The sequence below is a fragment of the Paenarthrobacter sp. NPDC090520 genome, assembly GCF_044769205.1.
GTDB lineage: Bacteria > Actinomycetota > Actinomycetes > Actinomycetales > Micrococcaceae > Arthrobacter.
Window position 1 is genome coordinate 74692 of the sequence record NZ_JBIVXM010000002.1, and the last position, 22169, is coordinate 96860.

Genomic DNA, 22169 nt, shown 5'->3' on the forward strand with positions numbered 1-22169 from the left:
CTCCGGTTGTTGTGTGCACATACCCGTCTGAGCGGGGGTGACGTACGATTCTGACACAGATGAAGTTCAAGGAATTTGTTTCTCAAGACAAGGGGAATCCGTGACTGAGATCCGGACGCCGGCACCAAGGCGCGGAACGAACCTACCCCGTATGGGCGACTTCAATCTGACGGTGATCCTGGAAGCTATCCGGCGGTCTTCCGGAGGGCTCAGCCGTGTTGAACTCGCACACATCGTGGGGTTGTCGCCGCAGACCATTTCCAACATCTCCCGCCGCCTCCTGGACCAGGAACTCATTGTCGAGGCAGGTAAGGAAGGCACCGGTCCAGGCAAGCCCCGCACCATCCTTCGCTTGAATCCATCCGGCATGTACGCCGTGGGTGTCCACCTGGACCCGGCCGTCATTACCTTCGTGGTCCTGGACCTGCTGGGGGATGTGGTCAGGCATTCGCGTATGGCCACCCCGGGTGGCGACCCGGCAGCAGTCATTACGAGCATCGCGGGGCAGATCCAGGTGCTCATCGAGGAATCGGGCGTGGACCAGTCAAAGATTGCCGGGCTGGGCGTCGCCGTGCCGGGTCCGATCGACCTTGACGAAGGTTCTGTTGTTGAGCCGCCGTTGCTGACCCGGTGGAACCGGGTGCGCATCCGTGAAGCCCTCACCGAAGCCACGGGCCTTGAGACGCTGGTGGACAAGGATGTCACCAGCGCCGCCGTTGCGGAGACGTGGGCTGGTGGAGCGAGCGGGGCCGGCAGTTTTGTCTTCATGTACATGGGAACCGGCATCGGCTGCGGCCTTGTCCTCAACGACGAGGTGGTCCGGGGTACGTCGGGCAACGCGGGCGAGATTGGGCACATCATTGTGGATCCGGATGGCCCTCCCTGCGATTGCGGGCTACGGGGTTGCGTGAAGTCTTCCTGCATCCCGCAGGTTCTGGTGGCCGAAGCAGAGGCTGCCGGTGTCCTGGATGGTCATGGCCAGGAGGATGGCCCGGCCGTGCAGGAGCGCTATGCCATGCTGTGTGACAAGGCGGACGCCGGGGACGAAAAGGCGATCGCCATCCTGGAGAAGTCCGCCGTCCTGGTTGCCCGCGCGGTTTCCGTGGTAACGAACACCCTCGACGTTGAACGCGTGGTGTTCGGCGGTCCGTTCTGGGGCCGGATGTCCAAGTACTTCCTGGGCAGCGTACCCCAGCTGATTGCGCAGAACAGTGCCGCCCGGATGATCCACGGCATCGATGTGGTTGGCTCGGGCGTAGGCGAGGACGTGGGCGCCATTGGGGCAGCATGCCTCGTCCTGGAACACACCCTGGCTCCCCGGGCGCAAAGGCTCCTACTGGAAGGCTGAGGCTCTGTCTCGGGGATCAGTCGATGTCTTCGACGATCTCCCCGTACGGAATGGACTCATCCACGTGGGCCTGATGACCGGTAGGTCCGTGGTTGTAGGTGATCCGTACCCCGTGGCGCTGGTCCGCGGCAGACTGGAGTAATACGGGCCGGACGGCGTCATTGACGTGTTGGGTCTGGCTGTCGAGGTACTGCTGGTAGGCGGCTGGTAGCTGATGCATGGCAAAAGGATAGACCTCCGAAGTCCGCATGGGGAGGGGTACCCATTGCGGGCCAAGGCGGTTGCGGCTTGGATAGAGTGGCCGGAAGCAGGACCGCGCCGTACACCTGGTGCGGCAAACTGAAAACCGAACGCCACCGAGGGGATAACGAGTGCTTCAAAACACCGCCACAGCCGGGATCGATGCACCGGATATGGCCCGTGCGCAGCAACTCGTTGGCGGTATCGTCCGTAGTTTCGAAGCCAAGGTAGTGGGCCAGGAACGGTTGAGGGAAACCCTGGTGATCGGTCTCCTGACGAGCGGCCACGTCCTTTTGGAAAGCGTTCCGGGATTGGCCAAGACCACTGCTGCGCATGCTTTGGCCGAGGCTGTCAGCGCCGATTTCCGCCGGATCCAATGTACGCCCGACCTGCTTCCCAGCGACATCGCTGGAACCCAGATCTTCGATGCCGCCAAGGGCACCTTCGTCACGCAGCTGGGCCCTGTCCACGCCAACATCGTGCTGCTCGACGAAATCAACCGGTCCAGCGCCAAGACCCAGAGCGCCATGCTGGAAGCCATGCAGGAACGGCAGACTTCGATCGGGGGCGAGTCCTATCCGCTGCCACAGCCCTTCCTGGTGCTGGCCACGCAGAACCCCATAGAGCAGGAGGGCACCTACAGGTTGCCCGAGGCGCAGATGGACCGCTTCATGCTCAAGGATGTGCTTGATTACCCGAGCCCGGCGGAGGAAGCCGAAGTCATCCGCAGGATTGACGCCGGCGTGTTCGACTCCGGGCAGAAACCTCCCGCTGCAGCGTCGCTGGACGCGGTGCTCCAGGTCCAGGAACTGGTGCGGCGCGTCTACATTGATCCGGCGATTGTCCGGTACATCGTGGGCCTGGCTTACGTCACCCGGAATGCCGCGCAGTACCTTGAGCCGCAGCTGGCCTCGCTGATCGAGTTCGGCGCAAGTCCACGCGCGAGTATCGCCTTCAGCCAGGCTGCCCGGGCACTCGCGCTGCTCAGCGGACGCGACCACGTCATACCGGAAGACGTCAAGGGCCTGGCGCACAGGGTCCTTCGGCACAGGATCGTGCTTGGCTTTGATGCGGTAGTGGAAGGCGTTGCCGTGGAGACAGTCATTGACGCAGTCCTGGCGTCGGTGCAGACACCCTAGGGGCGTCAGTGCCCAGCCTGCTACAACGCGTCAAGGCGAAGATGTTCATCTTTGCCCATAGGAAAACAACCGCATTGCTTGACGGGGAATACGGTTCGGTCTTCAAGGGACGCAGCCTGGACTTCGACGACCTCCGTTCCTATGTTCCCGGGGATGAGGTACGAGACATCGACTGGAAAGCCACCGCCCGGCACGGTTCACCCCTGGTGAAGCGTTACACGGCAGTCCGGCGCCACTCCGTCCTCTTGCTGGTGGACACCGGGCGGACCATGGCCGCCGAAGCGGCTTCCGGGGAAGCCAAAGTGGACCTCGCCATCCAGGCCGCAGGAGTTGTGGGCTACCTCGCCTGCCGCCACGGTGACGACGTCGGCCTCCTCCATGGTTCGGTCGAAGCCACCCGCTACCTCCCGCCGCGTTCCGGCGAACACCATCTCGAACGGCTGTTGCGCGAGGTGCAGGAAGCCGTGCGCCCCGAAGGGCCAGCGAGCGCACTGGCAGGGCAGCTCGACTACGCGTTGAGGTACCTGAAGGGGCGGCTCCTTGTGGTGGGGGTGGCCGATGAGTTCCTGCCGGACGCACGGACTGAGGAGTTGCTCCGCCGGTTGAGGGTGCGCCATGAGGTTCTCTGGATCACCATCAAGGACGCCGACCTTGCAGGAGAAGAACGGGGCCGGTCAAGCCGGGATGTTGGGCAAGGATTCGCCATTCCTAAGGCGCTGGTGGACAGCAGCGAAGTCCGGCAGGCCTATGCGGCGGCCATGGCCAGGCGTGACGCACAACGCCGGGACGTCTTCCGGCGGCTGGGGATCGCCGAGGAGCAAGTGGGCAGCAGCGGCGAGATGGTGTCCTCGGTGTTCGCCTTGTTGGAGAGGCACAAGTCCGGGAAGGCCAAACGTGCAGGATAACTCCGGATTCTACGGTCCCCTTTCCTACAGCCAGGCGTGGTTATGGATGGGTGTGTTGGTCTTGCTGGTGGTGGCCGCCTGGTATGTCTTTCTCTTCTGGCCCCGACGCGAGCGGACACGCGGGACCCAGCCGGTGATCCCCAGGGACCTGGCGGGTTTACGGACCTCTTGCCTGCAAGCGATAGATTCCGTGGTGGCCGATGCCGACGCCGGACGGCTGCCCGAGCGCGCCGCACACCAACGGTTGAGCTTCCTTGTGCGGGAATTCGCCGGGCACGCGACAGGAAAGCCGGCCACCTCCATGACGCTGGATGAGTTGCGCAGGCACGGCCTGGAACCGTTCGTCGATGGGATAGCAGGCATCTATCCTGCAGAGTTTGAGCCCGTCAGTGGCCGCACGGTCCAGGACTCCGCCGCAGCCGCACGGCAGGCGGTGCGCGCATGGAATTGATGTCCTGGTGGATTGTCCCGGCAGCGGCGGCTGTCGTCGTTGTCGTTTGGTTCCTCTACCGCAGGCACCGGCAAGAGGTTTCCCGCCTGGTGGCCCATGGCGACCGTCTGACGGCCTTGCCGGAGTACCAACGGGCCCTCGGCAGGCACCGCACATCCTTGATCGTGGCGCTGGTGCTTGCCTCGGTCTTCCTCGGCGCCACGGTGACGGCAGCGGCCCGGCCCGCCCAACGCACCACGGAGCAACCCGAAGCCAGGAACCGCGACATCGTCCTTTGCCTAGACGTCTCCGGTTCCATGACCAGTACCGACGCTGCCCTGGCTGCAGTCTTCGAGCAGCTTGCGCGGGAATTCGACGGCGAGCGCATCGGCATGGTGATTTTCGACAGCAGCAGCGTTCACCTGTTCCCGCTGACGGATGACTACGACTACGTGGCCGGGCAACTTGCCGAGGCCAGGAAAGCCTTGGACAGCGGTGCTGGGTCCTTCTTCGATGGCACCTGGAGCAGGGGAGGATCGTCTCTGATCGGTGACGGGCTGGCATCCTGCGTGCAGGCTTTTCCTGATACGCCGCCCGGCACTGGAGACGCCCGGCGCTCGCGGTCAGTGATCTTTGCCACGGACAATTTCCTGTCCGGGGACCCGATTTTCACGCTGGAGCAGGCCAGTGAGCTGGCCAAAGGCAAGGACGTGAAAGTGTATGCCCTGAATCCGGGGGACCTGGATTACGGCGGGGCCGAAGACCAGCCGGGGGCACAGTTGCGGGCGGCCGCCGAAGCAACCGGTGGGAGCTATTACACGCTGGACAGCCCGGACGCCGTCCCAGGGATCGTTGCAACGGTGGAGGAGACTGAGGCCGCGGGTTACCTCAAGGCGCCGCAGGCCGTGATTGCCGACGCGCCCGCGTGGCCTTTGAGCCTTGCCCTGGTGTCCGGCGCGGGTCTGTTGCTGCTTGGTTGGCGGTCGCGCCTATGACGCTGGCCCCTATCATTCCCTGGCCGTTCATCGCGCTTGCCGGAGTTGCCGTGGTTGCGTTCGTCGCCTGGACCGTGTTTACCCGGAAGCAGCCCCAGCCTCTGGTGCGCCAGACGGCGCTCCGGGCGGCCGCCGTCGTGCTTTTGCTTGTCGCCGCCCTCCGCCCGGGCTGGCCCGGTGACGGCGGCCGGACCGCAGTGACCGACCTGGATGTTTTCTTCGTGGTGGATACCAGCACCAGCATGGCAGCGGAGGACTATCGCGGAAGCGGGATGCGCCTTGCGGGCGTCCAAGAGGATGTGCTGGGCGTGGCCAAGGAACTCGCCGGCGCCAAGTTCTCCCTGATCACCTTTGACAGCGGGGCGACCGTGCGCATGCCGTTGAGCCAGGACGCCACGGCGCTCCAGACGGCTGTGGCCACCCTGCAACCGCAGAACCCCCGCTACGCCGCTGGCAGCAGTATCACCGAAGCCGGTGCGCTGCTGAAGAAACAGCTCGCCGCGGCGAAGGAAAAGCACCCCGGGCGTCCTGCGGTGGTGTTCTATGCCGGGGACGGTGAGAACACGGCAGCGTCGGGGCCTGAACGCCTGCCGCTTGATCCCTCGGTAGTCAACGGGGGAGCGGTACTCGGCTATGGAACTTCGGACGGTGGCAGGATGAAGGACCCCTCGGACCCGAAGGGCGGATACGTGAAGGACAAGAACGCTGAGGTAGCCGTCTCGAAGATCGACGAGGACGCCTTGAGGACCATCGCCACCCAACTCGGCGTCCCGTACGTGCACCGTACGGGAAGCGGGGGAACCGAAGAGATGCTCGGGAAGGCCAAACCCGGCGTGCTTGTCGCGGTTTCCGACGACGGATCCGGACGCTTGGAACTGTACTGGCTGTTGGCATTGGCAGCTTTCCTGATCCTGGTGCAGGAGCCGTTCCGGCACGCGACAGCCCTGAGGGCCCTGCGGGGGTCCGGAACGCGGGAACGGGGGCTCGTCCGGTGACTCGTCAAGGTACGGAAGCAAGCAACGCTCGACACCGGAAGCGTCGCCTGGCGTGGTGGTCCGCCCCGGCTGCCCTCGCTGCGCTCGCTGTCGCTGCGAAGCTGCTGAGCGTCGGAGCCTTGGGTGGCGCAGCGGCGGAAGCATTCGCAGCGGGAAACCAACACGGGCTTTCGGATGCTGCAGGCGGGCTCTTGTTCGCCAATGTCCTGGAGCCGCATAAAGCCTTGGTTGCCTCCGGAGACGCGCACGTACTGGCCGGTGACTTCATCTCGGCCCGCAGCGATTTCACGAAAGCGCTCCAGGCCGGGCCGGGGGACGACGAATGCAGGATCCGGGTCAACCTTGCCCTGAGCATCGAGAAGCTGGGAGACTCCGCTGCGTCTTCCCGGGATCCCCAGGCAGCCGCCCTGTATGCGGAGGCCTTGGAGGTGGTGCAGGAAGCTCCGGGGTCCTGCCACGAGGACGGGCCGGGCAACAGGGAGGGTGAAGGCCAACGGCTGGATGCGGCGGGGGAGCGCCTCGAAGCCAAGAAAACTTCCCACTCCGGCGAATCGCCATCGAAAGACCAAGGATCCGGGCAGCCTTCTGTCCAGCAACAGGACCAACTCCAGCAGTTGCAGGAGAGCGCCCGGAAGGCACAGAGTGAGCGGACCGAAGGCCAGGACCGTGATCGGTACCTCCGTGGCCCCGACGACCCAGGCGTGGATCGGCCCTGGTAAAACCCTGGTAAGACCCTGGTGAAAAAGGTAACCGGCCGCCGTCGGGCGTTAAGGCCTACTCCCAGACGATCTCGTCGTCCACCACGCCGTCTTCATCGGCGGAGACCACCAAGGTTTCGTCCGTGAAATGCGAGCCCAACGTGAAGTCGAGCACAAAGTAGCGTTCAGGCTGGCCCGGATAGATCGCTACGTGGCCGAGCCTGAGGGCTTTGAGGAAGACGTCGTTGGTGAGTTGGGTCTTGTCCCTGACTCCGAAGACCGATTCCAGCTGCTCCTCCTTGAGCTGGGTGCTGTGGAAGTGCAGGAACTGTTGGGGGTTGGTACCGTCCTGGTCCAGTTCGTCGGCGATCATCTCCCGGACCTGGTCCACCAGCTCCGGGAGGAACCTGAGGCGATAGTCCACCTTGTGCAGTGCTGCCTCGTCGAAATGGTCGTGCGCCGTGACATTAAGGTCCAGCTCCAGGGCGTTCCCGGCTATTTCGTGTTTGGCCACGAAGCAGTGTTCACGCCCGTGATTGAGCTCGATTTCCCCGAAATGCTTGCTCGCTACCTTGCCCATGTGATCAATCTAACCCCATCAACCAGAGGGTTCCAGCACTTGCGGTTATTTCACCGCCGCCGCTGCGGAGCCTTCGACGGTGCTGGTTTGAGCGGCGGCAGTCCCGCCTTTCCGGACGTTCCCTTCAAGGTGTCCGCAAGGAGCTGGGTAAAGAGCTGAACCTGCGCTGTGCGTTTCTCGTTGATGAGCAGTGCGAACACGTTGCGCGCCAGCCGGATGTCCGGCACGTCAAGGACCACGACGCCGGATGGCCGGTTCCGCAGCGCCAGTTCCGGAACCAGCGAGGCACCCAGTCCGGCTGCCGTCATTTCGAGGCTCGCGTGGAAGTCGTCACTGTAGGCCACTACCCGGGGGTGCAGATTGCAACTGGCGAAGAGACGCTCGATCACCAGGGCGTCGCTGGTGCCTGGGTGGTGCACGATCCACGGCATGTCCGAAAGGTGCGCCGCTTCGATCTCCGCGTCTTCGCGGATCTTCCAGGAAGCAGGGAGCACCACGCGGAAATTGTCATCGCCGATCCACTGGCGTTCCAGGGAGTGCGGCCAGGCCAAGCCGGACTGGCCCACCTGGTAGACGAGGGCAACGTCGAGTTCACCTCCGGTCCGCAGTCCCTGGATGGTCTGGGCAGGCTCGGCGACGGAGACTTTGAGCTCGATCCCCAGGCCGTTCCAGCGATCGTTCCGCAGGATGTCCGGCAGGACATAGGTTGCCAGGCTGGGGAAGATGCCAAGCCGGAGCTCCTGTGCCGGCGCATCGTTGGTCCTGGACGCAGCAGCCATGAGCGCTTCCACATCCGTGAGGACCTTGGAAGCATGGCGGGTCATGGTGACTGCCGCCTCGGTCGGCACCACGCTCCGGGCTGAGCGTTGGAACAGTTCAACGCCCGTGTCCCGTTCCAACGCGGCCATTTGCTGGGAGACGGCAGAAGCCGTGTAGCCAAGCTGGGTGGCGGCGGCCGCGAAGGATCCCAGCCGGGTGACCTCCAGCAGGGTCCGGAGGTGGAGAAGATTGACCATCAGAGGATTTTAGCTGTTCGCCACGCCACATTTTTCAAACTGTCACGACACGCCGGGAGCCGGCGACACGCGGGAGATTTAATGTGGCTAAGTAGTCCACAGGGTGTGGATTTCATCTCTCACTTTGGCGGAATTACGGACATTTTGAGGCCGCCTGCCTGTGGACGACCGGTGGATTGAATGACATACTTGTAATACATCATCTTGGGGTTCCGGCGAGGTGCTTGCACTACATGTAGTATCGATTTACGGATTGAGCGGGAAACCAGCACAAGACCAAACAGAGCGTGTTGGCTGTCACGGCAGCCCGCGGGTCGTCATCGGATGCAGTACATGGTTCCGGTTGAGCCCGCCAGATACGAAGAGCAACAGACTTCAACTAAGGGGACAGGGATCATGACCGTAACGGTTTACACGAAGCCGGCCTGTGTTCAGTGCAACGCAACCTACCGGGCGCTCGACAAGAAGGGCATCGTCTACCAGAGTGTCGACATCTCCCAGGATGCCGAGGCCCTTGAGCGTCTGAAGGCACTGGGTTACATGCAGGCACCGGTCGTGGTAACCGAGCAGGACCACTGGTCCGGATTCCGCCCGGACAAGATCGAGGAGCTGGCGCAGACCGTTTCCTCCTCCGTGGCCTAAGGTTCGTCAACTACGACGCCACAACAGACAAAGAATTCCTATGTAGTCGAGGTGACTCCCATGGCACCGCTGGCAGCGGCCACCGTACGCAACACCACGGAAGCTGTCACCACCAGGAGTCACCTCATCTACTTTTCCTCCACCTCCGAAAACACCAAGCGCTTTGTCCAGAAACTGGGCCGGGATGCCGCACGCATTCCGCTTTATGCCCAGGATGCACAGCTTCAGGCCCTTGAACCCTTCGTCCTCGTCCTGCCCACCTATGGCGGCACCAACGGCGAAGGCTCCGTGCCCAAGCAGGTCATCAAGTTTCTGAACAACCCGCGGAACAGGGAACTGATCCGCGGTGTTATCGGGGCGGGGAACACCAACTTCGCGGACAACTATTGCGCAGCCGGGGACATCATCGCCGCCAAGTGCAAGGTGCCGCATCTCTACAGGTTTGAACTCATGGGGACGCCCGAAGACGTCGACCGGGTCAATCAAGGATTGGAAAAGTTTTGGACACGACTGTCGCAGAAACAGAAGTAACCGGGGGCACTGTGGACACGGCCAAGAAGCCACTGCCGGAGGCCTATAAAGGCCTTGGCTATCACGAGCTCAACGCGATGCTGAACCTGTATGGCGCCAATGGCGAGATCCAGTTCGAGGCAGACCGCGAAGCTGCTCACCAGTACTTCCTGCAGCACGTGAACAACAACACGGTGTTCTTCCATGACCTGGAAGAGAAGCTCGACTACCTGGTGAAGAACCAGTACTACGAGCGCGAAACGCTGGACCAGTACACCATGAACTTCATCCGCGACCTCTTCAACCGGGCGTACAAGAAGAAGTTCCGCTTCGAGACCTTCCTCGGCGCCTTCAAGTTCTACACCTCCTACACCTTGAAGACTTTCGACGGCAAGCGCTTCCTCGAGCGCTACGAAGACCGCGTCTGCATGGTGGCCCTCCACCTTGGCCGCGGCAACGAAGAACTCGCCATCCGCCTGGTGGACGAGATCATCGACGGACGCTTCCAGCCGGCTACCCCCACGTTCCTTAATGCCGGCAAGGCGCAGCGCGGCGAACTCGTTTCCTGCTTCCTCCTCCGTATCGAGGACAACATGGAGTCGATCGCCCGTGGCATCAACTCGGCTCTGCAGCTTTCCAAGCGCGGTGGCGGCGTTGCCCTCTCACTGACCAACATCCGCGAGCACGGTGCCCCGATCAAGCAGATCGAAAACCAGTCCTCCGGCGTGATCCCCGTGATGAAGCTCCTCGAAGACAGCTTCTCCTACGCCAACCAGCTCGGTGCCCGCCAGGGTGCAGGTGCCGTGTACCTGCACGCCCACCACCCGGACATCTACCGCTTCCTGGACACCAAGCGCGAGAACGCCGACGAGAAGATCCGCATCAAGACCCTCTCCTTGGGCGTGGTGATTCCGGACATCACGTTCGAGCTCGCCAAGAAGAACGAGGACATGTACCTCTTCTCGCCGTACGACGTTGAGCGCGTTTACGGTGTGCCCTTCTCCGACATCTCCGTGACGGAGAAGTACTACGAGATGGTGGACGATTCCCGGATCAAGAAGTCCAAGATCAACGCCCGCGAGTTCTTCCAGACGCTCGCCGAGATCCAGTTCGAGTCCGGCTACCCCTACATCATGTTCGAGGACACGGTGAACCGGGCCAACCCGATCGACGGCAAAATCACCATGAGCAACCTGTGCTCGGAGATCCTGCAGGTTTCCACGCCGTCCATTTACAGCGAGGACCTGAACTACGAAACCGTGGGCAAGGACATCTCCTGCAACCTCGGTTCCATGAACATCGCGAAGACCATGGACTCGCCGGACTTCGGCCTGTCGATCGAGACCTCCATCCGTGCGCTCAGCGCGGTCTCGGACATGTCCTACATCAACTCGGTGCCCTCGATTGCCCAGGGCAACGCCCAGAGCCACGCAATCGGCCTTGGCCAGATGAACCTGCACGGCTACCTTGCCCGTGAGCACGTCCACTACGGTTCCGAAGAGGGGTTGGACTTCACCAACATCTACTTCTACACCGTGCTGTTCCACGCCCTGCGTGCCTCCAACAAGCTGGCCATCGAAACGGGCCAGACCTTCGGCGGCTTCGAAAACTCCAAGTACGCAAGCGGCGAGTTCTTCGACAAGTACACCGAACAGGAATGGGCTCCGGAAACCGAGCGTGTCCGTGAACTGTTCGCCGGCCACCAGATTCCTACCCAGGACGACTGGCGCGAACTCAAGGCCTCGGTCATGGAGCACGGCATCTACAACCAGAACCTCCAGGCTGTTCCGCCCACCGGTTCCATCAGCTACATCAACAACTCCACCTCGTCGATCCACCCGGTGGCCGCCAAGATCGAAATCCGCAAGGAAGGCAAGATCGGCCGCGTCTACTACCCGGCTCCGTACCTGACCAACGACAACCTGGAGTACTACCAGGACGCGTACGAGATCGGCTACGAGAAGATCATCGACACCTACGCCGCTGCCACGCAGCACGTCGACCAGGGCTTGTCCCTGACGCTGTTCTTCAAGGACACCGCCACCACGCGGGACATCAACAAGGCCCAGATCTACGCATGGCGCAAGGGCATCAAGACGCTCTACTACATCCGTCTCCGCCAGATGGCTCTTGAGGGCACCGAGGTGGAGGGCTGTGTTTCATGTGCCCTATGACGGTGGTGCTTTGAGATGAAAGGGATTACGACGGCGACAGGCGGCTTGGTCTATGGCATCAGGCTTCGACGCGAGGTCGAGTACCGCTATGTCGGAATTACGACCAAGACCGCCAGCCGTCGGTTCCACCAACATCTCAGGGTTGCGGCTCAAGGCCGCAAAACTCCGTTCTACGACTGGGTCAGAAAACAGAATCCCGCAGACCTGATAGCCGATGAACTCGATTGGCTCGAAGGACTGGATCAGCTTGGACAGGCCGAGATTGACTGGATTGCATACTTGAGAAGCCAAGGTGATCGTCTCCTGAATCTCTCAGATGGTGGGCTGGGCCCGACCGGAGTGGTCTGGACGGATGAAATGCGTGATGCCGCTCGTCTTCGGTCCAAAGGGCGCAAAGGTCTGAGCCGATTCGGTGAGGAGAATCCATTCTTTGGCATGTCACATTCGCCGGAGCAGCGTCAGAAGTGGGCAGAGGAGCGCAAGGGCACGTTTGTGGGACCGGACAATCCTAATTTTGGGAGGTACGGTCGGGATCATCCAGGCTTCGGGCACACCATCTCGGCAGAGGCACGTAAGGCGCTTTCCGAAGCCTTCACGGGCGAAGGCAACCCAAACTACGGAAAGACGGCCAGCGCCGAGACGCGAGCCAAGATGTCAGCGGCACGTAGAGGTGTATCAAAGCCATCCAGCCGCCGAAGCGCCCACACCCGCCATCACACTAACAAGGGCATCGTGAAGTCCACCTGTCAGCATTGCATCGACGATGCAGCACAAGCCAAGCTCATGCGAGAAAGTGAAAACGACAAATGACTGAGAAAGTGAAGCTCCTGAGCCACGTCGAGGCCATCAACTGGAACAAGATCCAGGACGACAAAGACGTGGAAGTCTGGAACCGCCTGGTCAACAACTTCTGGCTGCCGGAGAAAGTGCCGCTGTCCAACGACGTCCAGTCGTGGCACACGCTGACGCCGCAAGAGCAGCAGCTCACCATGCGTGTCTTCACCGGCCTCACCTTGCTGGACACCATCCAGGGCACGGTGGGCGCGGTCTCCTTGATCCCGGATGCGCTGACCCCGCACGAAGAAGCCGTGTACACCAACATCGCCTTCATGGAGTCGGTGCACGCCAAGTCGTACTCGTCCATTTTCTCCACCCTGTGCTCCACCAAGGAGATTGACGACGCCTTCCGCTGGTCGCTCGAAAACGAGAACCTGCAGAAGAAGGCCCAGATCGTCATGGACTACTACCAGGGCGACGATCCCCTCAAGCGCAAGGTTGCCTCGACCCTGCTTGAGAGCTTCCTCTTCTACTCGGGCTTCTACCTGCCCATGTACTGGTCCTCGCGCGCCAAGCTCACCAACACGGCCGACCTCATCCGTCTCATCATCCGTGACGAGGCCGTGCACGGTTACTACATCGGCTACAAGTTCCAGAAGGGCCTGGAGAAGGTTTCCGAGGCCCGCAAGCAGGAAATCAAGGACTACACCTTCGAGCTCCTCTTCGAACTGTACGAAAACGAAGTCCAGTACACCCACGACCTCTACGACGGTGTTGGCCTGGCCGAGGACGTCAAGAAGTTCCTGCACTACAACGCCAACAAGGCCCTCATGAACCTGGGCTACGAGGCCATGTTCCCGGCATCCGTCACCGACGTGAACCCGGCCATCCTCTCCGCCCTTTCCCCGAACGCCGACGAGAACCACGACTTCTTCTCCGGCTCGGGCTCCTCCTACGTGATCGGCAAGGCAGTGAACACGGAGGACGAAGACTGGGAGTTCTAGAATGCTGGCCTCAACGCTGTAGCCAAGCCCTACAAAGTTGGGCTTGGCTACAGCCCAATCTAACTAAGGTTTAAGGCCAGACGCCGATTGTACGTTTCGATAGTGTCTCGATCCCCAACGGACGGTAGCCGCATGTGCTGAATTTTATTGCGCAAAGGCAGCAGATCGCTCTTTGCCTTCCGCCACTGTGCAGAGCTCAGACCGCCGATGCGTGCGCTTCCTGCAACCTCGGCTAAGACGTCCAGGAGATCTGACAGATCGATCAGGCGTGTTGGGTTTCGAATGTCAGCCAATGGTGGTGGTGCGCAACCATATTCTGCCTTGAAGTTATTGCGAATTTTGTCGTTAAGAGCGGCCAAAGCGCTATTCAGCGTAGTTCGATCGCCAGCATGATTGATTAAAGCTTTGCGAGCGGAGCGTTCGAAAGTGAACAACGCCGACGCCGCATCTTTCCATTGGTCCGGCGCAGCAAGGAAACTCCGCTCGGCTCCCTCTATCAATTCATACAGATCATCGTCGGGGACGCCAGGCAGGATTTCAAAATCATCAGTAAGCACATTCGTCTTGCCCAAACCCGCCCCTTGAAGTATCGAAATAATCTTCGGAGGAACGGCACCATATGGATTAGTCCGCCTCTTGGCAACGAGAACTTCCTTGTCAAGCCAAGACACAACTTCAGGACCGCACTGGATAATAGAAGACGTAATTCTGCGATTGAATATAACTGCCGCAGATGTGGATCTAAAACCAGACAACTCTATGCCTTCAGATATGATCTCGGATGCAGGTCCAATTAACCCCCTCGAAAGAGCGAGTATGCCTTTCATCCGATCTTCGGCTAGATGGCCCTCGAATAGCTTTCCGTCTAAAACAGGCGGACTGTACTGAATGCAGTCTGTTGCTAGGCCGCTGCCGTCAAGTGCTGGAAAGTCGGATTGAGGTCTTCTGCTGGCTACAATTAGGCGAGTACCCGAGTCCATAAGTTGCATGACGGCCGGGCGGAGTTGCCGCATCCAAACTAGTCCGTGGTGCAATGTCAGTAATGCGTCAAAGTTAAGGACAACCAATACGTCACAAGTGATTGCCCTGATGACCTGGTCATCTAAATCTGCGCTGGATGTTATCGGCAAACTCTGGCAGTCGATCACTTCCAGGACTATTCCATCTTCGACGGACTGCTTGAGGCTCGTTGCTGGGTCACATGCCAGGACAGCGTCCGTCGAATGCCAAAAGAGGTGCTTTTTGGTGGTGGCTCGCGCTATCAAATGAGAGTACCAAGGGATTTTCATCATTCGCTGACTTTCACCTTCGAACCGAGCTTAGTCCATGACGAGAGTTCAAGTCCGGCGGGTGAATCAACTAGGACTCCAAGGTTTATAAGATTGGAAATCTCGGCAGTGAAGTCGTCCTCTAATTCGTCAAAGGAAGTATCCAATCCAAGATGTAGTAGAGATAATTCCGTGGGATAGAAGCGGTTTAGGCTGTCTATCATGCCGTCGACAAGTTGAAGGGCGGTTCGCCGCCAACTCCGGAAACTATCCTTTACCTTCGTTTCGCTAATGAGCCGATTCGTTATTTCGTCCCCGAGTGTTGAGGCGATATAGCCTGCGAAAGACCGCGTCAAGAAGACCTGGCCACCAGTCGTCCGATAGATTGATTCCAGCGCTGCCGGTGTCCATCGCACCGCCATGCGGGAGCCTAGTTCGGAGATCATGCGATCTGATTCGCCCTTTGTGATCTCAGCTACAAACGTTGGCTTTGCCCACGCGAACAGTGGATTTTCTCTGCCGAAAAGGGTTGGACTCATGATTGGAGATGTAGTAATTCCTGAAAGAACAACATTGAAGTTCTTGTTCTCTTGAACAAGAGCCCTGAGTGCTCCCAGTATCTCGGGAACTTCATTTTGCGTACCATGATCGCTGGTATCAGTGGAGACTAGAGACTCAACTTCATCGAGCGCCAATACCACCATCTTCTCGGTTCCAACCCCTTTTCGGAGTGAAGCTTCAATTGCCTGTCTAAGATCGCCCGCTGTAGAACTCTTAGTAATTAGGGAAAGCTCTTGGGTTCTCATCCCCTGCTTTTTGAAGTCAATTTGTAATTGATTGGCTAAAGAGCTTATCAGTTCGGGTATTTTCATCTGAGGATTACTGGGTAAAACTTCTAGGTCCTGTAGGATATAGAGGCTGTTCTCGGGATCGCCGAGTTGGAAGAGCCGGCCTAGTTCGCTTAGCAGGCTTGTTTTTCCGGTCTTTCTCAGACCAAAAAGCCCGCAAACATAGCCACTACGGATCTCATTGGAAAGGCTTCGAATAGTCTCCGATCGCCCAAAAAATTCTACTCCAGATACGGGAGTTGTTCGTTCGTAGGGATTGTTTCTCGAGGATGCTTCGACGATTCGTCGCAATAGTTCAAGTGCGACGTCCTTTGGTTGCCCGCCACTAGGCATGACTATAACTGAATATGTTTTTCGAAAAGACCAATTGTCAACTTTTCGTTGACCAAGAATGTCTGGGGTGTGCAACAAATAGAGGCTGTCACTTCGTTCCCTGTCGATGCGCTGATCTATCATCGATTCAATCGTTCTGGATTGTAGTTCGTGAAAGGGGGTATATGTTAGTTGAAAGCCTTTGTTCATGCCGAGCAGTCCCTGTAACGTGCTGTTGAGTTCTATTACGGTATGCCAGCATCCTGTAGACTTATCTTTAGCCGCATATGAGAAGTCGCAACCAAGTTCTCGGAGTAATTTTCTGTGAAATTCTGCCGCAGGATAGTCTGCACATAATTTCTTGACAAAATTGAGCGTGGGTTCGTGACGGAGAGTGAAGGGCTGTCTTTTGAGTGAGGGCAAGAATTCGGTCACTGATCTTTGTTCTCCAATGCATTCATAGGATTCATGTTATGTGCCTTCCTCGTTCAGTGTGAGAATTTTCCTGCTCCATCACTGGCCTGATTGGCCTTAGGTGCGTCTCGGGTGGCTATCCGAAGTCTATGGGCAATCGATTGTTGGACAGTGGTATGTTGCCGGCGGGTCATTGCGGTCCGTCCTGTAGCTTGAACGTCGTGTCGAGCGTTGCGAACAGGAACTCGCGTGCGATGGCTCGATCCGCAATCTTGACGGCCGATTCGTCCTTCGCATATCCAACGCCAAGGAATATTCATCCAGGCTCAACAGGGAGTGATCCACCACCAATTCATATCCTCAATAACCCGCTACTGATAGACCAGTCAGTCCCTCTTCATCGCGGAGGGTGGCGCCGTGCTTCATATTCACACTCTGCCAGGAGGCACTGACAAAATAAGCCCGGCTGGTGAGCACGAAACCCGACCAACTGAAACACGAGCCTTCGGCCCGCCAAGTCACGGCGTCGGTTGCTCCCTCGAACCTCGAGTTGAACCACCCACCCCTTGTCCGCGTCCTTACATCAGGGGAGGATTTGTGGCATTCAGGGGAGGACAAACGCCATGACCCAGCTAGAGAAGTTCGAAAAGTACCTGATCGAAGAGTTCTACGACGACTACCGTGCCGGCGAGATGTCGCACCACACCTTTACCAGGCGGGTCGCATTCATCATGGGCAGCATGACAGCTGCCGCCGCTGCCATGACCCTGGTTGGCTGCACGCCTGAGGAGGTGCCCCGGAACGGAACTCCCATGCCAACCCCCAACGCGTCTACGGTGTCCGGAACGAGTACTACTGCCGTGCCGAACGCCAAGAGCCCGCTCTCCGTACCTGAAGGAGCAGCTGGACTGACCACTGAAACGGTGAAGTTCCCGGCCCCGGGGACGGACATCAGCGGCTACCTGGCCCGTCCAGAGGGTGGCAAGCCAGGCCCGGCAGTGCTGATCTGCCACGAGAACCGCGGGCTGACCCCGCACATCCAGGACGTTGCGCGCCGCTTCGCCAAGGAGGGTTACGCTGCCCTGGCCTTGGACTTGCTGAGCCGGGAGGGCGGTACGGCAACCATGGATCCGGACGCGGTTCCCGGGGCTTTGACGAATGCCGGAGCTCAGCGGCACGTGAACGACTTCAAAGCCGCGTTCGATTACCTCAACGGCCAGGACTTCGTGGATCAGGGTCGTATCGCCATGGTGGGCTTCTGCTTCGGCGGAGGCATTACGTGGCAGTCAAGTACTGAGATCCAAGGACTGAAGGCGACCAGCGCGTTCTACGGACCCGCCCCGGACCTTGCGAAGGTCCCGGGCATTAAGCCTGCGGTGTACGGAGTGTACGCGGAGAAGGACGCACGGATCACCGGCCCCATGCCGCAACTCAAGGAAGCGTTGGACAAGACCACCGTCAAACACCAGCTCAAGGTCTACCCGGGCGTGGACCATGCCTTCCATAACGACACCAGCGACCGCTATGTAGAGGCACAGGCCACCGCGGCCTGGAACGATACCTTGCAGTGGTTCAAGGACAACGTCTGATCCTAGCCACCAAGCCGTTCAGCCTCGCTGGCCAACTCCGCTTCCAACGTCTCGATGCTCGGCAGGCTGGAAACCAGGTCATCGGGCAGGGAATCGGCCAAGGAGGTCCGCCACTCGGCGATGCCGATGGGAGTGTTGAAGCCGCGCAGCGCGTACTCGGCCACCACGCTGTTTTTCTCCTTGCACAGGAGCAGGCCGATGGTGGGCTTGTCGTCCGGGTGCGCCATGAGGTCGTCCACGGCTGCCATGTACATGCCCAGCTGGCCGAGGAAACCGGGCTCGAACTTCACGGCTTTCAGCTCGATCACCATGTAGCAGCGCAGTTTCAGATGGTAGAAGAGCAGGTCGGCAAAGAATTCGTCCCCGCTGATCTCCAGCCGCACCTGCTCGCCCACGAACGCGAATCCCTGCCCCAGTTCCAGCAGGAACTTTTCCACGTGCTTCACCAATTGCAGCTCGAGGTCCCGTTCGGTGTGCCGTTCGGTCATGGAGAGGAAATCGAAGACGTAGGGATCCTTGGTGGCCTGCTGCGCGAGGTCCGAATCAGCCGGAACCATGGTTGAGGCGAAGTTGGTGATGGCCTGGCCGGAGCGCTCGTGCAGGCGTGTGGCGATCTGGTGCACCATCACGTTGCGTGACCAGCCATGGGCAGCAGCTGCCGCGGCGTACCAAAGCCGCGTGGCGCCGTCGTCGAGCTTTTCCAGGAGGGCGATCTGGTGGTACCACGGCAATGTTGCAAGCGGCGCTTGCAACATTGGGTAGTCCGGCCAGGCCTGGGCGAAGCTCTTCATGTAGCGGAGGTTCCTGGGGGAGAAGCCCTTGGCTTCCGGGAACCGGGTGCGGATGTCCGCCGACAAGCGCGTGACCACCTTGGCGCCCCACCCTTGTTCGGATTCGCGCTCGGCAAGGTGCTTCCCGATGCTCCAGTAGGAAGCCAGCAACTCACCGTTGGCCGCAGCCTGGGCCCGCGTCCGCCCGGCGCGGACCTCCTTGGCAACGGTGTTCAACAGCGCCGGGTACCAGTCGGGCATGGAGGAAGCAGCAGGCACCCCCGGGAAGGAGGCGGCATCGGTAACGAGGTCTTGCGACGGCATGGTGTCTCCTGTCGATTTGCTGGCGGGAACCACGCTAGGAGGAGGCACTGACAGAATAGGGGCGTGAGCGATGCCGGCGAATTCGTGGACTACACCCTGCAACGGGAGTCCTCGTGGGAGAAGGCCTACGAAAACCGTGAGCGCGCCGGGGACGGCGTTCAAGTGTACGGTGCCTCGGTGGGGGCGGTCCGCGGGACGGTCCGGGACGCGCTCAAGCGCTACAAAGACCTGGGCCATGACGACATCACGGCCCTCAGCTCAGAGTTGTGGTCCACGCCCGTCTTCGAACGGAGGCTGGCGGCGGTGGTCCTCCTGCAAACCAAGGTGGGCGTACTGGTCAACACTGACCTCACCCGTATTGAAGGCTTCCTCAGGCAGGCCGGAACCGGGAATCTGGCCGATCCCCTCGCCCTTGATGTGGTCCGTCCTCTGGTTGAGCGGCTCCAGGGCCAAGCCAAGGAGAGAGCCGGGAAGGTATTGGAGCGGTGGGCGCAGGACCCGGATCCGGCGCTGCGCCGGGCGTCGGCGCTTGCCTCAGGCCGGCAGCCGCCCCTTGATTAGCCCCCAGGACCGGCCTAGCGTTTTCCCCAACACATGCCAGGTGTCAATTTTCATGGATTGAGAGGCAGGTTGTTTGATGAAATCGCTGTGGCTGGACCGCGAAGCCGGCATGACCTCCGATCCGCTCCCCGACGGGAAACACTTTGACACGATAGTTGCCGGTGCAGGATTGACGGGCCTGGTGGCTGCGCTGTTGCTTTCCCGTTCCGGGCAGCGGGTGGCGGTCTTCGAAGCCCGGACGGTGGGTGCCGTGACCACGGGAAACACCACCGGCAAACTGAGCCTCCTGCAAGGGGGAGTCCTGTCCAGCCTGCGTGCCCAGTACTCGCTGAAGATGGTGCAGGCGTACGTCGAAGCCAACAAGAGCGGACAAGCTTGGCTTACCCAGTACATGGACCAGCAGGGTATTGCGTACCAACAGCGCACCGCCGTTACTTTCGCAACCAGCGACGACGGCGGCCAGCGGCTTCGGAAGGAAGCTGCGGTATCGCGAGACGCGGGTTTGGATGTCCACTTCAGCAGGGATGCGGGCCTGCCGTTCCATGTGGTGGAAGCCCTGGAACTGGAGAACCAGGTCCAGGTCAACCCGATGGACGTGCTGGAGGTCCTGGTCCGTGACATCCGGGATCATGGCGGCCTGGTGGTCGAGGGTGTCCAGGTGCAGAACGTCGGTTCCGGCCAGCCCCTGGAGGTCACCACGCGGAAGGGCTCCTTCACAGCTGACACCGTCGTGCTGGCCACAGGAACCCCCATACTGGACCGCGGCCTCTACTTCGCCAAGCTTGAGCCGAACCGGTCCTACGCGGCGGCCCTGAGGTTTCCCGCTGACAGCAAAATTCCCGACGCAATGTACTTGTCCATTGACCCGCCCACGCGCTCGCAGCGGACCTTTCCCACGGACCAGGGGGAGTTGCTCCTGGTGGGTGGCTACGGCCACCCGGGAGGCCGGGCAAAGTCCCCCAAGTCCCACGTGGAGGCCTTGCTGGCGTGGGCGCATCAGCACTATCCCGGCGGTGAAGTCACGCACACGTGGTCTGCCCAGGACTACCGGGCTACCAACCTGATGCCGTTCTTCGGCAAGCTGCCCCGGGGGCACGGCCGGATCCTGTTCGCCACGGGTTACAACAAGTGGGGCATGAGCAATGGTGTGGCCGCGGCGCTGTCCGTTACCGCAGACATCCTGGGCGGTCATTCGGACTGGGCAACCACCATCCACCACAGGGTCACCCATCCGCAGGGCGCCGCGGAGGCCATCCGCCTGAACGCCTCAACGGCAAAGCGGATGATCGATGACCGGGCGCGGGTGAAAAGGAACCCTGAAATCACCGGGGAGACCAGGCCGCCGGAAGGCAAGGGAGTGGTGGGGCTGTACAAGGGCGAACCCGCGGCAGTATCCACGGTGGATGGCAACGTGTGCATGGTGTCTGCCAGTTGCGCCCACCTGGGTGGGCTGTTGACCTGGAACGATGCCGAGAAATCGTGGGATTGCCCGCTGCACGGCTCCCGGTTCACTCCCGAGGGAAAGTACTTGGAAGGACCCGCCACGCACAACCTGCAAAAACCTCCGGCCAAAGAGAAGGACTAACCCAGCCGTTCAAGCCGGCGCTTTGCCTGATCGGCTGCGCGCCGCTTTTGCGTTGCGGTTCGGACGGCCTGTTTGTTGGTTGATTCCGCGGCTTCGGCATCCCGGGTGATGCCGATCAGTTCGGCTTCAAGCGATGCCAGGCGCTTCTTGGCATCCTCAAGGTTTGACCGAACTTCCTTGCGTCGGCGCTCCAGCGCCTTGACTGCCTCCCAGGTCCCGTTGGCCGTTTCTTCGGCTCCGCGCGCTTCTTTGTCGGCGGTTTCGTAGTCGGCTGTTGCTTCGGTGAGGGCGGCTTGCCGTTTGGCGGCACGGCGCTCGGCCAGCGACGTCGCGTCTTCCCCGGGAGCCTTGGCCTTCGCCTTCGCCGGGGTTTGCGGCGCGGGCTTCCTTGCGGGCTGCGGACGCGGGTCCGGTTCCGGTTGGCGGGGAACCGTATCTTCGGGACTGCCCGCGGCGATCGCGCCGCTGAGGTCCACCGCTTCGAAACCGCTGCTGCTGAGCCCGCGAACCAGCCGGCCAGTAACAACGGCCGCGGCAGCCCCGGCGTCGGACATCGCCGCGCGGATGGTCTGCTCGACGTCGGCAGCGGCCGCCGCGCTCAGCCCGGCTCCCAACTCACCGGCCAGGTCCTTCGCGGCTTTCACCGCCGTGGCCAGTTCGGCCTGGCGCCGCTGTCCCAGTTCACGGAACGCTTCGGCGTCGCCCTCCTCCTGCGCATGGCGCAGCGCAACACCAAAGCGTACGACGCCGTCAATCACCTCGGGCTTGTTGACGGCCAGTATGTTGATGGCCCAGGCACCGGCGGCCGGCTTTGGCAAGGCAATGATCTCTTTGGCCAGGTCCTTGTTTCCTGAGTCCTTGGCTTCCCGGGCCAAGGCCGTTCGCCGGGCGGTGAAGTCGCGCGGCAGCACGGCATACAACTCCTGGGCGGCATCGCTGAGGTCCATGCCCTTATCCTAGGGTCCTTGTCCTGGTTAGCCGGCTGGATACCAGCTACGCGGCGTCGGGTCGGCGGCCCACCTCGGCTTAGGGTAGCCTAAGTCAC

General features: G+C 60.7%; 22 protein-coding genes. 15 read left to right on the forward strand and 7 right to left on the reverse strand.

Annotated elements, in window-relative coordinates; translation table 11 throughout:
- Positions 1-151: 151 nt before the first annotated feature.
- Positions 152-1348 (forward strand): ROK family transcriptional regulator, encoded by a 1197-nt coding sequence (locus tag ACIQTZ_RS03005; protein ID WP_400331817.1) that lies wholly within the window; start codon positions 152-154, stop codon positions 1346-1348.
- A 16-nt stretch (positions 1349-1364) separates the two neighbouring features.
- Here ACIQTZ_RS03005 and ACIQTZ_RS03010 read toward each other — a convergent pair whose 3' ends face one another.
- A complete protein-coding gene (locus ACIQTZ_RS03010; protein ID WP_400331820.1) occupies positions 1365-1598 on the reverse strand; it encodes a hypothetical protein in 234 nt (77 codons plus the stop codon).
- A gap of 121 nt (positions 1599-1719) precedes the next feature.
- Between ACIQTZ_RS03010 and ACIQTZ_RS03015 the strand changes: the two genes are divergently transcribed.
- From ACIQTZ_RS03015 to ACIQTZ_RS03040, 6 genes are read left to right on the forward strand one after another with little or no spacing between them, the layout of a single operon-like run.
- A complete protein-coding gene (locus ACIQTZ_RS03015) occupies positions 1720-2727 on the forward strand; it encodes an AAA family ATPase (RefSeq protein WP_400331822.1) in 1008 nt (335 codons plus the stop codon).
- Positions 2728-2735: 8 nt separating this feature from the next.
- Positions 2736-3632, forward strand: a complete 897-nt coding sequence (locus ACIQTZ_RS03020; protein ID WP_402977390.1) for a DUF58 domain-containing protein — start codon at positions 2736-2738, stop codon at positions 3630-3632.
- Complete coding sequence (locus tag ACIQTZ_RS03025; protein ID WP_402977392.1) at positions 3622-4083, forward strand: hypothetical protein; 462 nt, start codon at positions 3622-3624, stop codon at positions 4081-4083. The genes ACIQTZ_RS03020 and ACIQTZ_RS03025 overlap by 11 nt, the downstream gene beginning before the upstream one ends.
- Positions 4074-5057 (forward strand): VWA domain-containing protein, encoded by a 984-nt coding sequence (locus ACIQTZ_RS03030; RefSeq protein WP_402977395.1) that lies wholly within the window; start codon positions 4074-4076, stop codon positions 5055-5057. Before ACIQTZ_RS03025 ends, ACIQTZ_RS03030 begins: the two co-directional genes overlap by 10 nt.
- Positions 5054-6052: a VWA domain-containing protein gene (locus ACIQTZ_RS03035; protein ID WP_402977398.1), complete on the forward strand. Its 999-nt coding sequence runs from the start codon at positions 5054-5056 to the stop codon at positions 6050-6052. Before ACIQTZ_RS03030 ends, ACIQTZ_RS03035 begins: the two co-directional genes overlap by 4 nt.
- Positions 6049-6771: a hypothetical protein gene (locus ACIQTZ_RS03040; protein ID WP_402977401.1), complete on the forward strand. Its 723-nt coding sequence runs from the start codon at positions 6049-6051 to the stop codon at positions 6769-6771. The genes ACIQTZ_RS03035 and ACIQTZ_RS03040 overlap by 4 nt, the downstream gene beginning before the upstream one ends.
- Before the next feature lie 55 nt (positions 6772-6826).
- On the opposite strand, the gene ACIQTZ_RS03045 is transcribed toward ACIQTZ_RS03040, so the two are convergent.
- Together ACIQTZ_RS03045 and ACIQTZ_RS03050 are read right to left on the reverse strand one after the other, a co-directional pair.
- A complete protein-coding gene (locus ACIQTZ_RS03045; RefSeq protein ID WP_400331840.1) occupies positions 6827-7330 on the reverse strand; it encodes a DUF2004 domain-containing protein in 504 nt (167 codons plus the stop codon).
- A gap of 50 nt (positions 7331-7380) precedes the next feature.
- Positions 7381-8346 carry a LysR family transcriptional regulator gene (locus ACIQTZ_RS03050; protein ID WP_400331842.1) on the reverse strand — a complete coding sequence of 322 codons (966 nt, stop codon included), beginning with the start codon at positions 8344-8346 and terminating at the stop codon, positions 7381-7383.
- A gap of 396 nt (positions 8347-8742) precedes the next feature.
- On the opposite strand from ACIQTZ_RS03050, the gene nrdH reads away from it, so the two are divergent.
- The 5 genes from nrdH to nrdF are packed head-to-tail and all read left to right on the forward strand — an operon-like array spanning position 8743 to position 13453.
- On the forward strand, positions 8743-8988 hold the full coding sequence (gene nrdH, locus ACIQTZ_RS03055; RefSeq protein WP_402977404.1) for a glutaredoxin-like protein NrdH: 246 nt from the start codon (positions 8743-8745) through the stop codon (positions 8986-8988).
- 60 nt (positions 8989-9048) lie between these two features.
- Positions 9049-9519 (forward strand): class Ib ribonucleoside-diphosphate reductase assembly flavoprotein NrdI, encoded by a 471-nt coding sequence (gene nrdI, locus ACIQTZ_RS03060; protein ID WP_402977407.1) that lies wholly within the window; start codon positions 9049-9051, stop codon positions 9517-9519.
- Positions 9520-9530: 11 nt separating this feature from the next.
- Positions 9531-11672: a class 1b ribonucleoside-diphosphate reductase subunit alpha gene (gene nrdE, locus ACIQTZ_RS03065; RefSeq protein ID WP_402977956.1), complete on the forward strand. Its 2142-nt coding sequence runs from the start codon at positions 9531-9533 to the stop codon at positions 11670-11672.
- A gap of 15 nt (positions 11673-11687) precedes the next feature.
- Complete coding sequence (locus ACIQTZ_RS03070; protein WP_402977410.1) at positions 11688-12482, forward strand: NUMOD3 domain-containing DNA-binding protein; 795 nt, start codon at positions 11688-11690, stop codon at positions 12480-12482.
- The gene (gene nrdF / locus ACIQTZ_RS03075) at positions 12479-13453 is read left to right on the forward strand and encodes a class 1b ribonucleoside-diphosphate reductase subunit beta (protein WP_397321585.1); all 975 of its coding nucleotides are present in this window, start codon (positions 12479-12481) and stop codon (positions 13451-13453) included. Before ACIQTZ_RS03070 ends, nrdF begins: the two co-directional genes overlap by 4 nt.
- Positions 13454-13512: 59 nt before the next feature.
- On the opposite strand, the gene ACIQTZ_RS03080 is transcribed toward nrdF, so the two are convergent.
- Together ACIQTZ_RS03080 and ACIQTZ_RS03085 are read right to left on the reverse strand one after the other, a co-directional pair.
- On the reverse strand, positions 13513-14745 hold the full coding sequence (locus tag ACIQTZ_RS03080; RefSeq protein ID WP_402977413.1) for a hypothetical protein: 1233 nt from the start codon (positions 14743-14745) through the stop codon (positions 13513-13515).
- Positions 14742-16316, reverse strand: coding sequence for a hypothetical protein (locus tag ACIQTZ_RS03085; RefSeq protein WP_402977416.1), 1575 nt, complete (start codon positions 16314-16316; stop codon positions 14742-14744). The genes ACIQTZ_RS03080 and ACIQTZ_RS03085 overlap by 4 nt, the downstream gene beginning before the upstream one ends.
- 602 nt (positions 16317-16918) lie before the next feature.
- On the opposite strand from ACIQTZ_RS03085, the gene ACIQTZ_RS03090 reads away from it, so the two are divergent.
- Positions 16919-17884, forward strand: a complete 966-nt coding sequence (locus ACIQTZ_RS03090; RefSeq protein WP_402977419.1) for a dienelactone hydrolase family protein — start codon at positions 16919-16921, stop codon at positions 17882-17884.
- Between the two features lie 2 nt (positions 17885-17886).
- Here the strand turns inward: ACIQTZ_RS03090 and ACIQTZ_RS03095 are convergent, their stop codons facing one another.
- Entirely contained in the window at positions 17887-18978 is a 1092-nt protein-coding gene (locus ACIQTZ_RS03095) for a YhcG family protein (protein ID WP_402942961.1), read from the reverse strand.
- 63 nt (positions 18979-19041) lie between these two features.
- On the opposite strand from ACIQTZ_RS03095, the gene ACIQTZ_RS03100 reads away from it, so the two are divergent.
- Both ACIQTZ_RS03100 and ACIQTZ_RS03105 read left to right on the forward strand, forming a co-directional pair.
- A complete protein-coding gene (locus ACIQTZ_RS03100) occupies positions 19042-19539 on the forward strand; it encodes a DNA alkylation repair protein (protein WP_402977421.1) in 498 nt (165 codons plus the stop codon).
- 76 nt (positions 19540-19615) lie between these two features.
- The gene (locus ACIQTZ_RS03105; RefSeq protein WP_402942955.1) at positions 19616-21124 is read left to right on the forward strand and encodes an FAD-dependent oxidoreductase; all 1509 of its coding nucleotides are present in this window, start codon (positions 19616-19618) and stop codon (positions 21122-21124) included.
- On the opposite strand, the gene ACIQTZ_RS03110 is transcribed toward ACIQTZ_RS03105, so the two are convergent.
- Complete coding sequence (locus ACIQTZ_RS03110) at positions 21121-22071, reverse strand: hypothetical protein (protein WP_402977424.1); 951 nt, start codon at positions 22069-22071, stop codon at positions 21121-21123. The two genes, ACIQTZ_RS03105 and ACIQTZ_RS03110, sit on opposite strands and share 4 nt — an antisense overlap.
- Positions 22072-22169 lie beyond the last annotated feature (98 nt).

Bases quoted from the DNA above. Each gene is read 5' to 3' on its own strand.
- ACIQTZ_RS03005 (WP_400331817.1), top strand. From the start codon at position 152: ATGGGCGACTTCAATCTGACGGTGATCCTGGAAGCTATCCGGCGGTCT.
- ACIQTZ_RS03010 (WP_400331820.1), bottom strand. From the start codon at position 1,598: ATGCGGACTTCGGAGGTCTATCCTTTTGCCATGCATCAGCTACCAGCC.
- ACIQTZ_RS03030 (WP_402977395.1), top strand. From the start codon at position 4,074: ATGGAATTGATGTCCTGGTGGATTGTCCCGGCAGCGGCGGCTGTCGTC.
- ACIQTZ_RS03035 (WP_402977398.1), top strand. From the start codon at position 5,054: ATGACGCTGGCCCCTATCATTCCCTGGCCGTTCATCGCGCTTGCCGGA.
- ACIQTZ_RS03045 (WP_400331840.1), bottom strand. From the start codon at position 7,330: ATGGGCAAGGTAGCGAGCAAGCATTTCGGGGAAATCGAGCTCAATCAC.
- ACIQTZ_RS03050 (WP_400331842.1), bottom strand. From the start codon at position 8,346: ATGGTCAATCTTCTCCACCTCCGGACCCTGCTGGAGGTCACCCGGCTG.
- nrdH (WP_402977404.1), top strand. From the start codon at position 8,743: ATGACCGTAACGGTTTACACGAAGCCGGCCTGTGTTCAGTGCAACGCA.
- nrdI (WP_402977407.1), top strand. From the start codon at position 9,049: ATGGCACCGCTGGCAGCGGCCACCGTACGCAACACCACGGAAGCTGTC.
- ACIQTZ_RS03070 (WP_402977410.1), top strand. From the start codon at position 11,688: ATGAAAGGGATTACGACGGCGACAGGCGGCTTGGTCTATGGCATCAGG.
- nrdF (WP_397321585.1), top strand. From the start codon at position 12,479: ATGACTGAGAAAGTGAAGCTCCTGAGCCACGTCGAGGCCATCAACTGG.
- ACIQTZ_RS03080 (WP_402977413.1), bottom strand. From the start codon at position 14,745: ATGATGAAAATCCCTTGGTACTCTCATTTGATAGCGCGAGCCACCACC.
- ACIQTZ_RS03090 (WP_402977419.1), top strand. From the start codon at position 16,919: ATGACCCAGCTAGAGAAGTTCGAAAAGTACCTGATCGAAGAGTTCTAC.
- ACIQTZ_RS03095 (WP_402942961.1), bottom strand. From the start codon at position 18,978: ATGCCGTCGCAAGACCTCGTTACCGATGCCGCCTCCTTCCCGGGGGTG.
- ACIQTZ_RS03105 (WP_402942955.1), top strand. From the start codon at position 19,616: ATGAAATCGCTGTGGCTGGACCGCGAAGCCGGCATGACCTCCGATCCG.
- ACIQTZ_RS03110 (WP_402977424.1), bottom strand. From the start codon at position 22,071: ATGGACCTCAGCGATGCCGCCCAGGAGTTGTATGCCGTGCTGCCGCGC.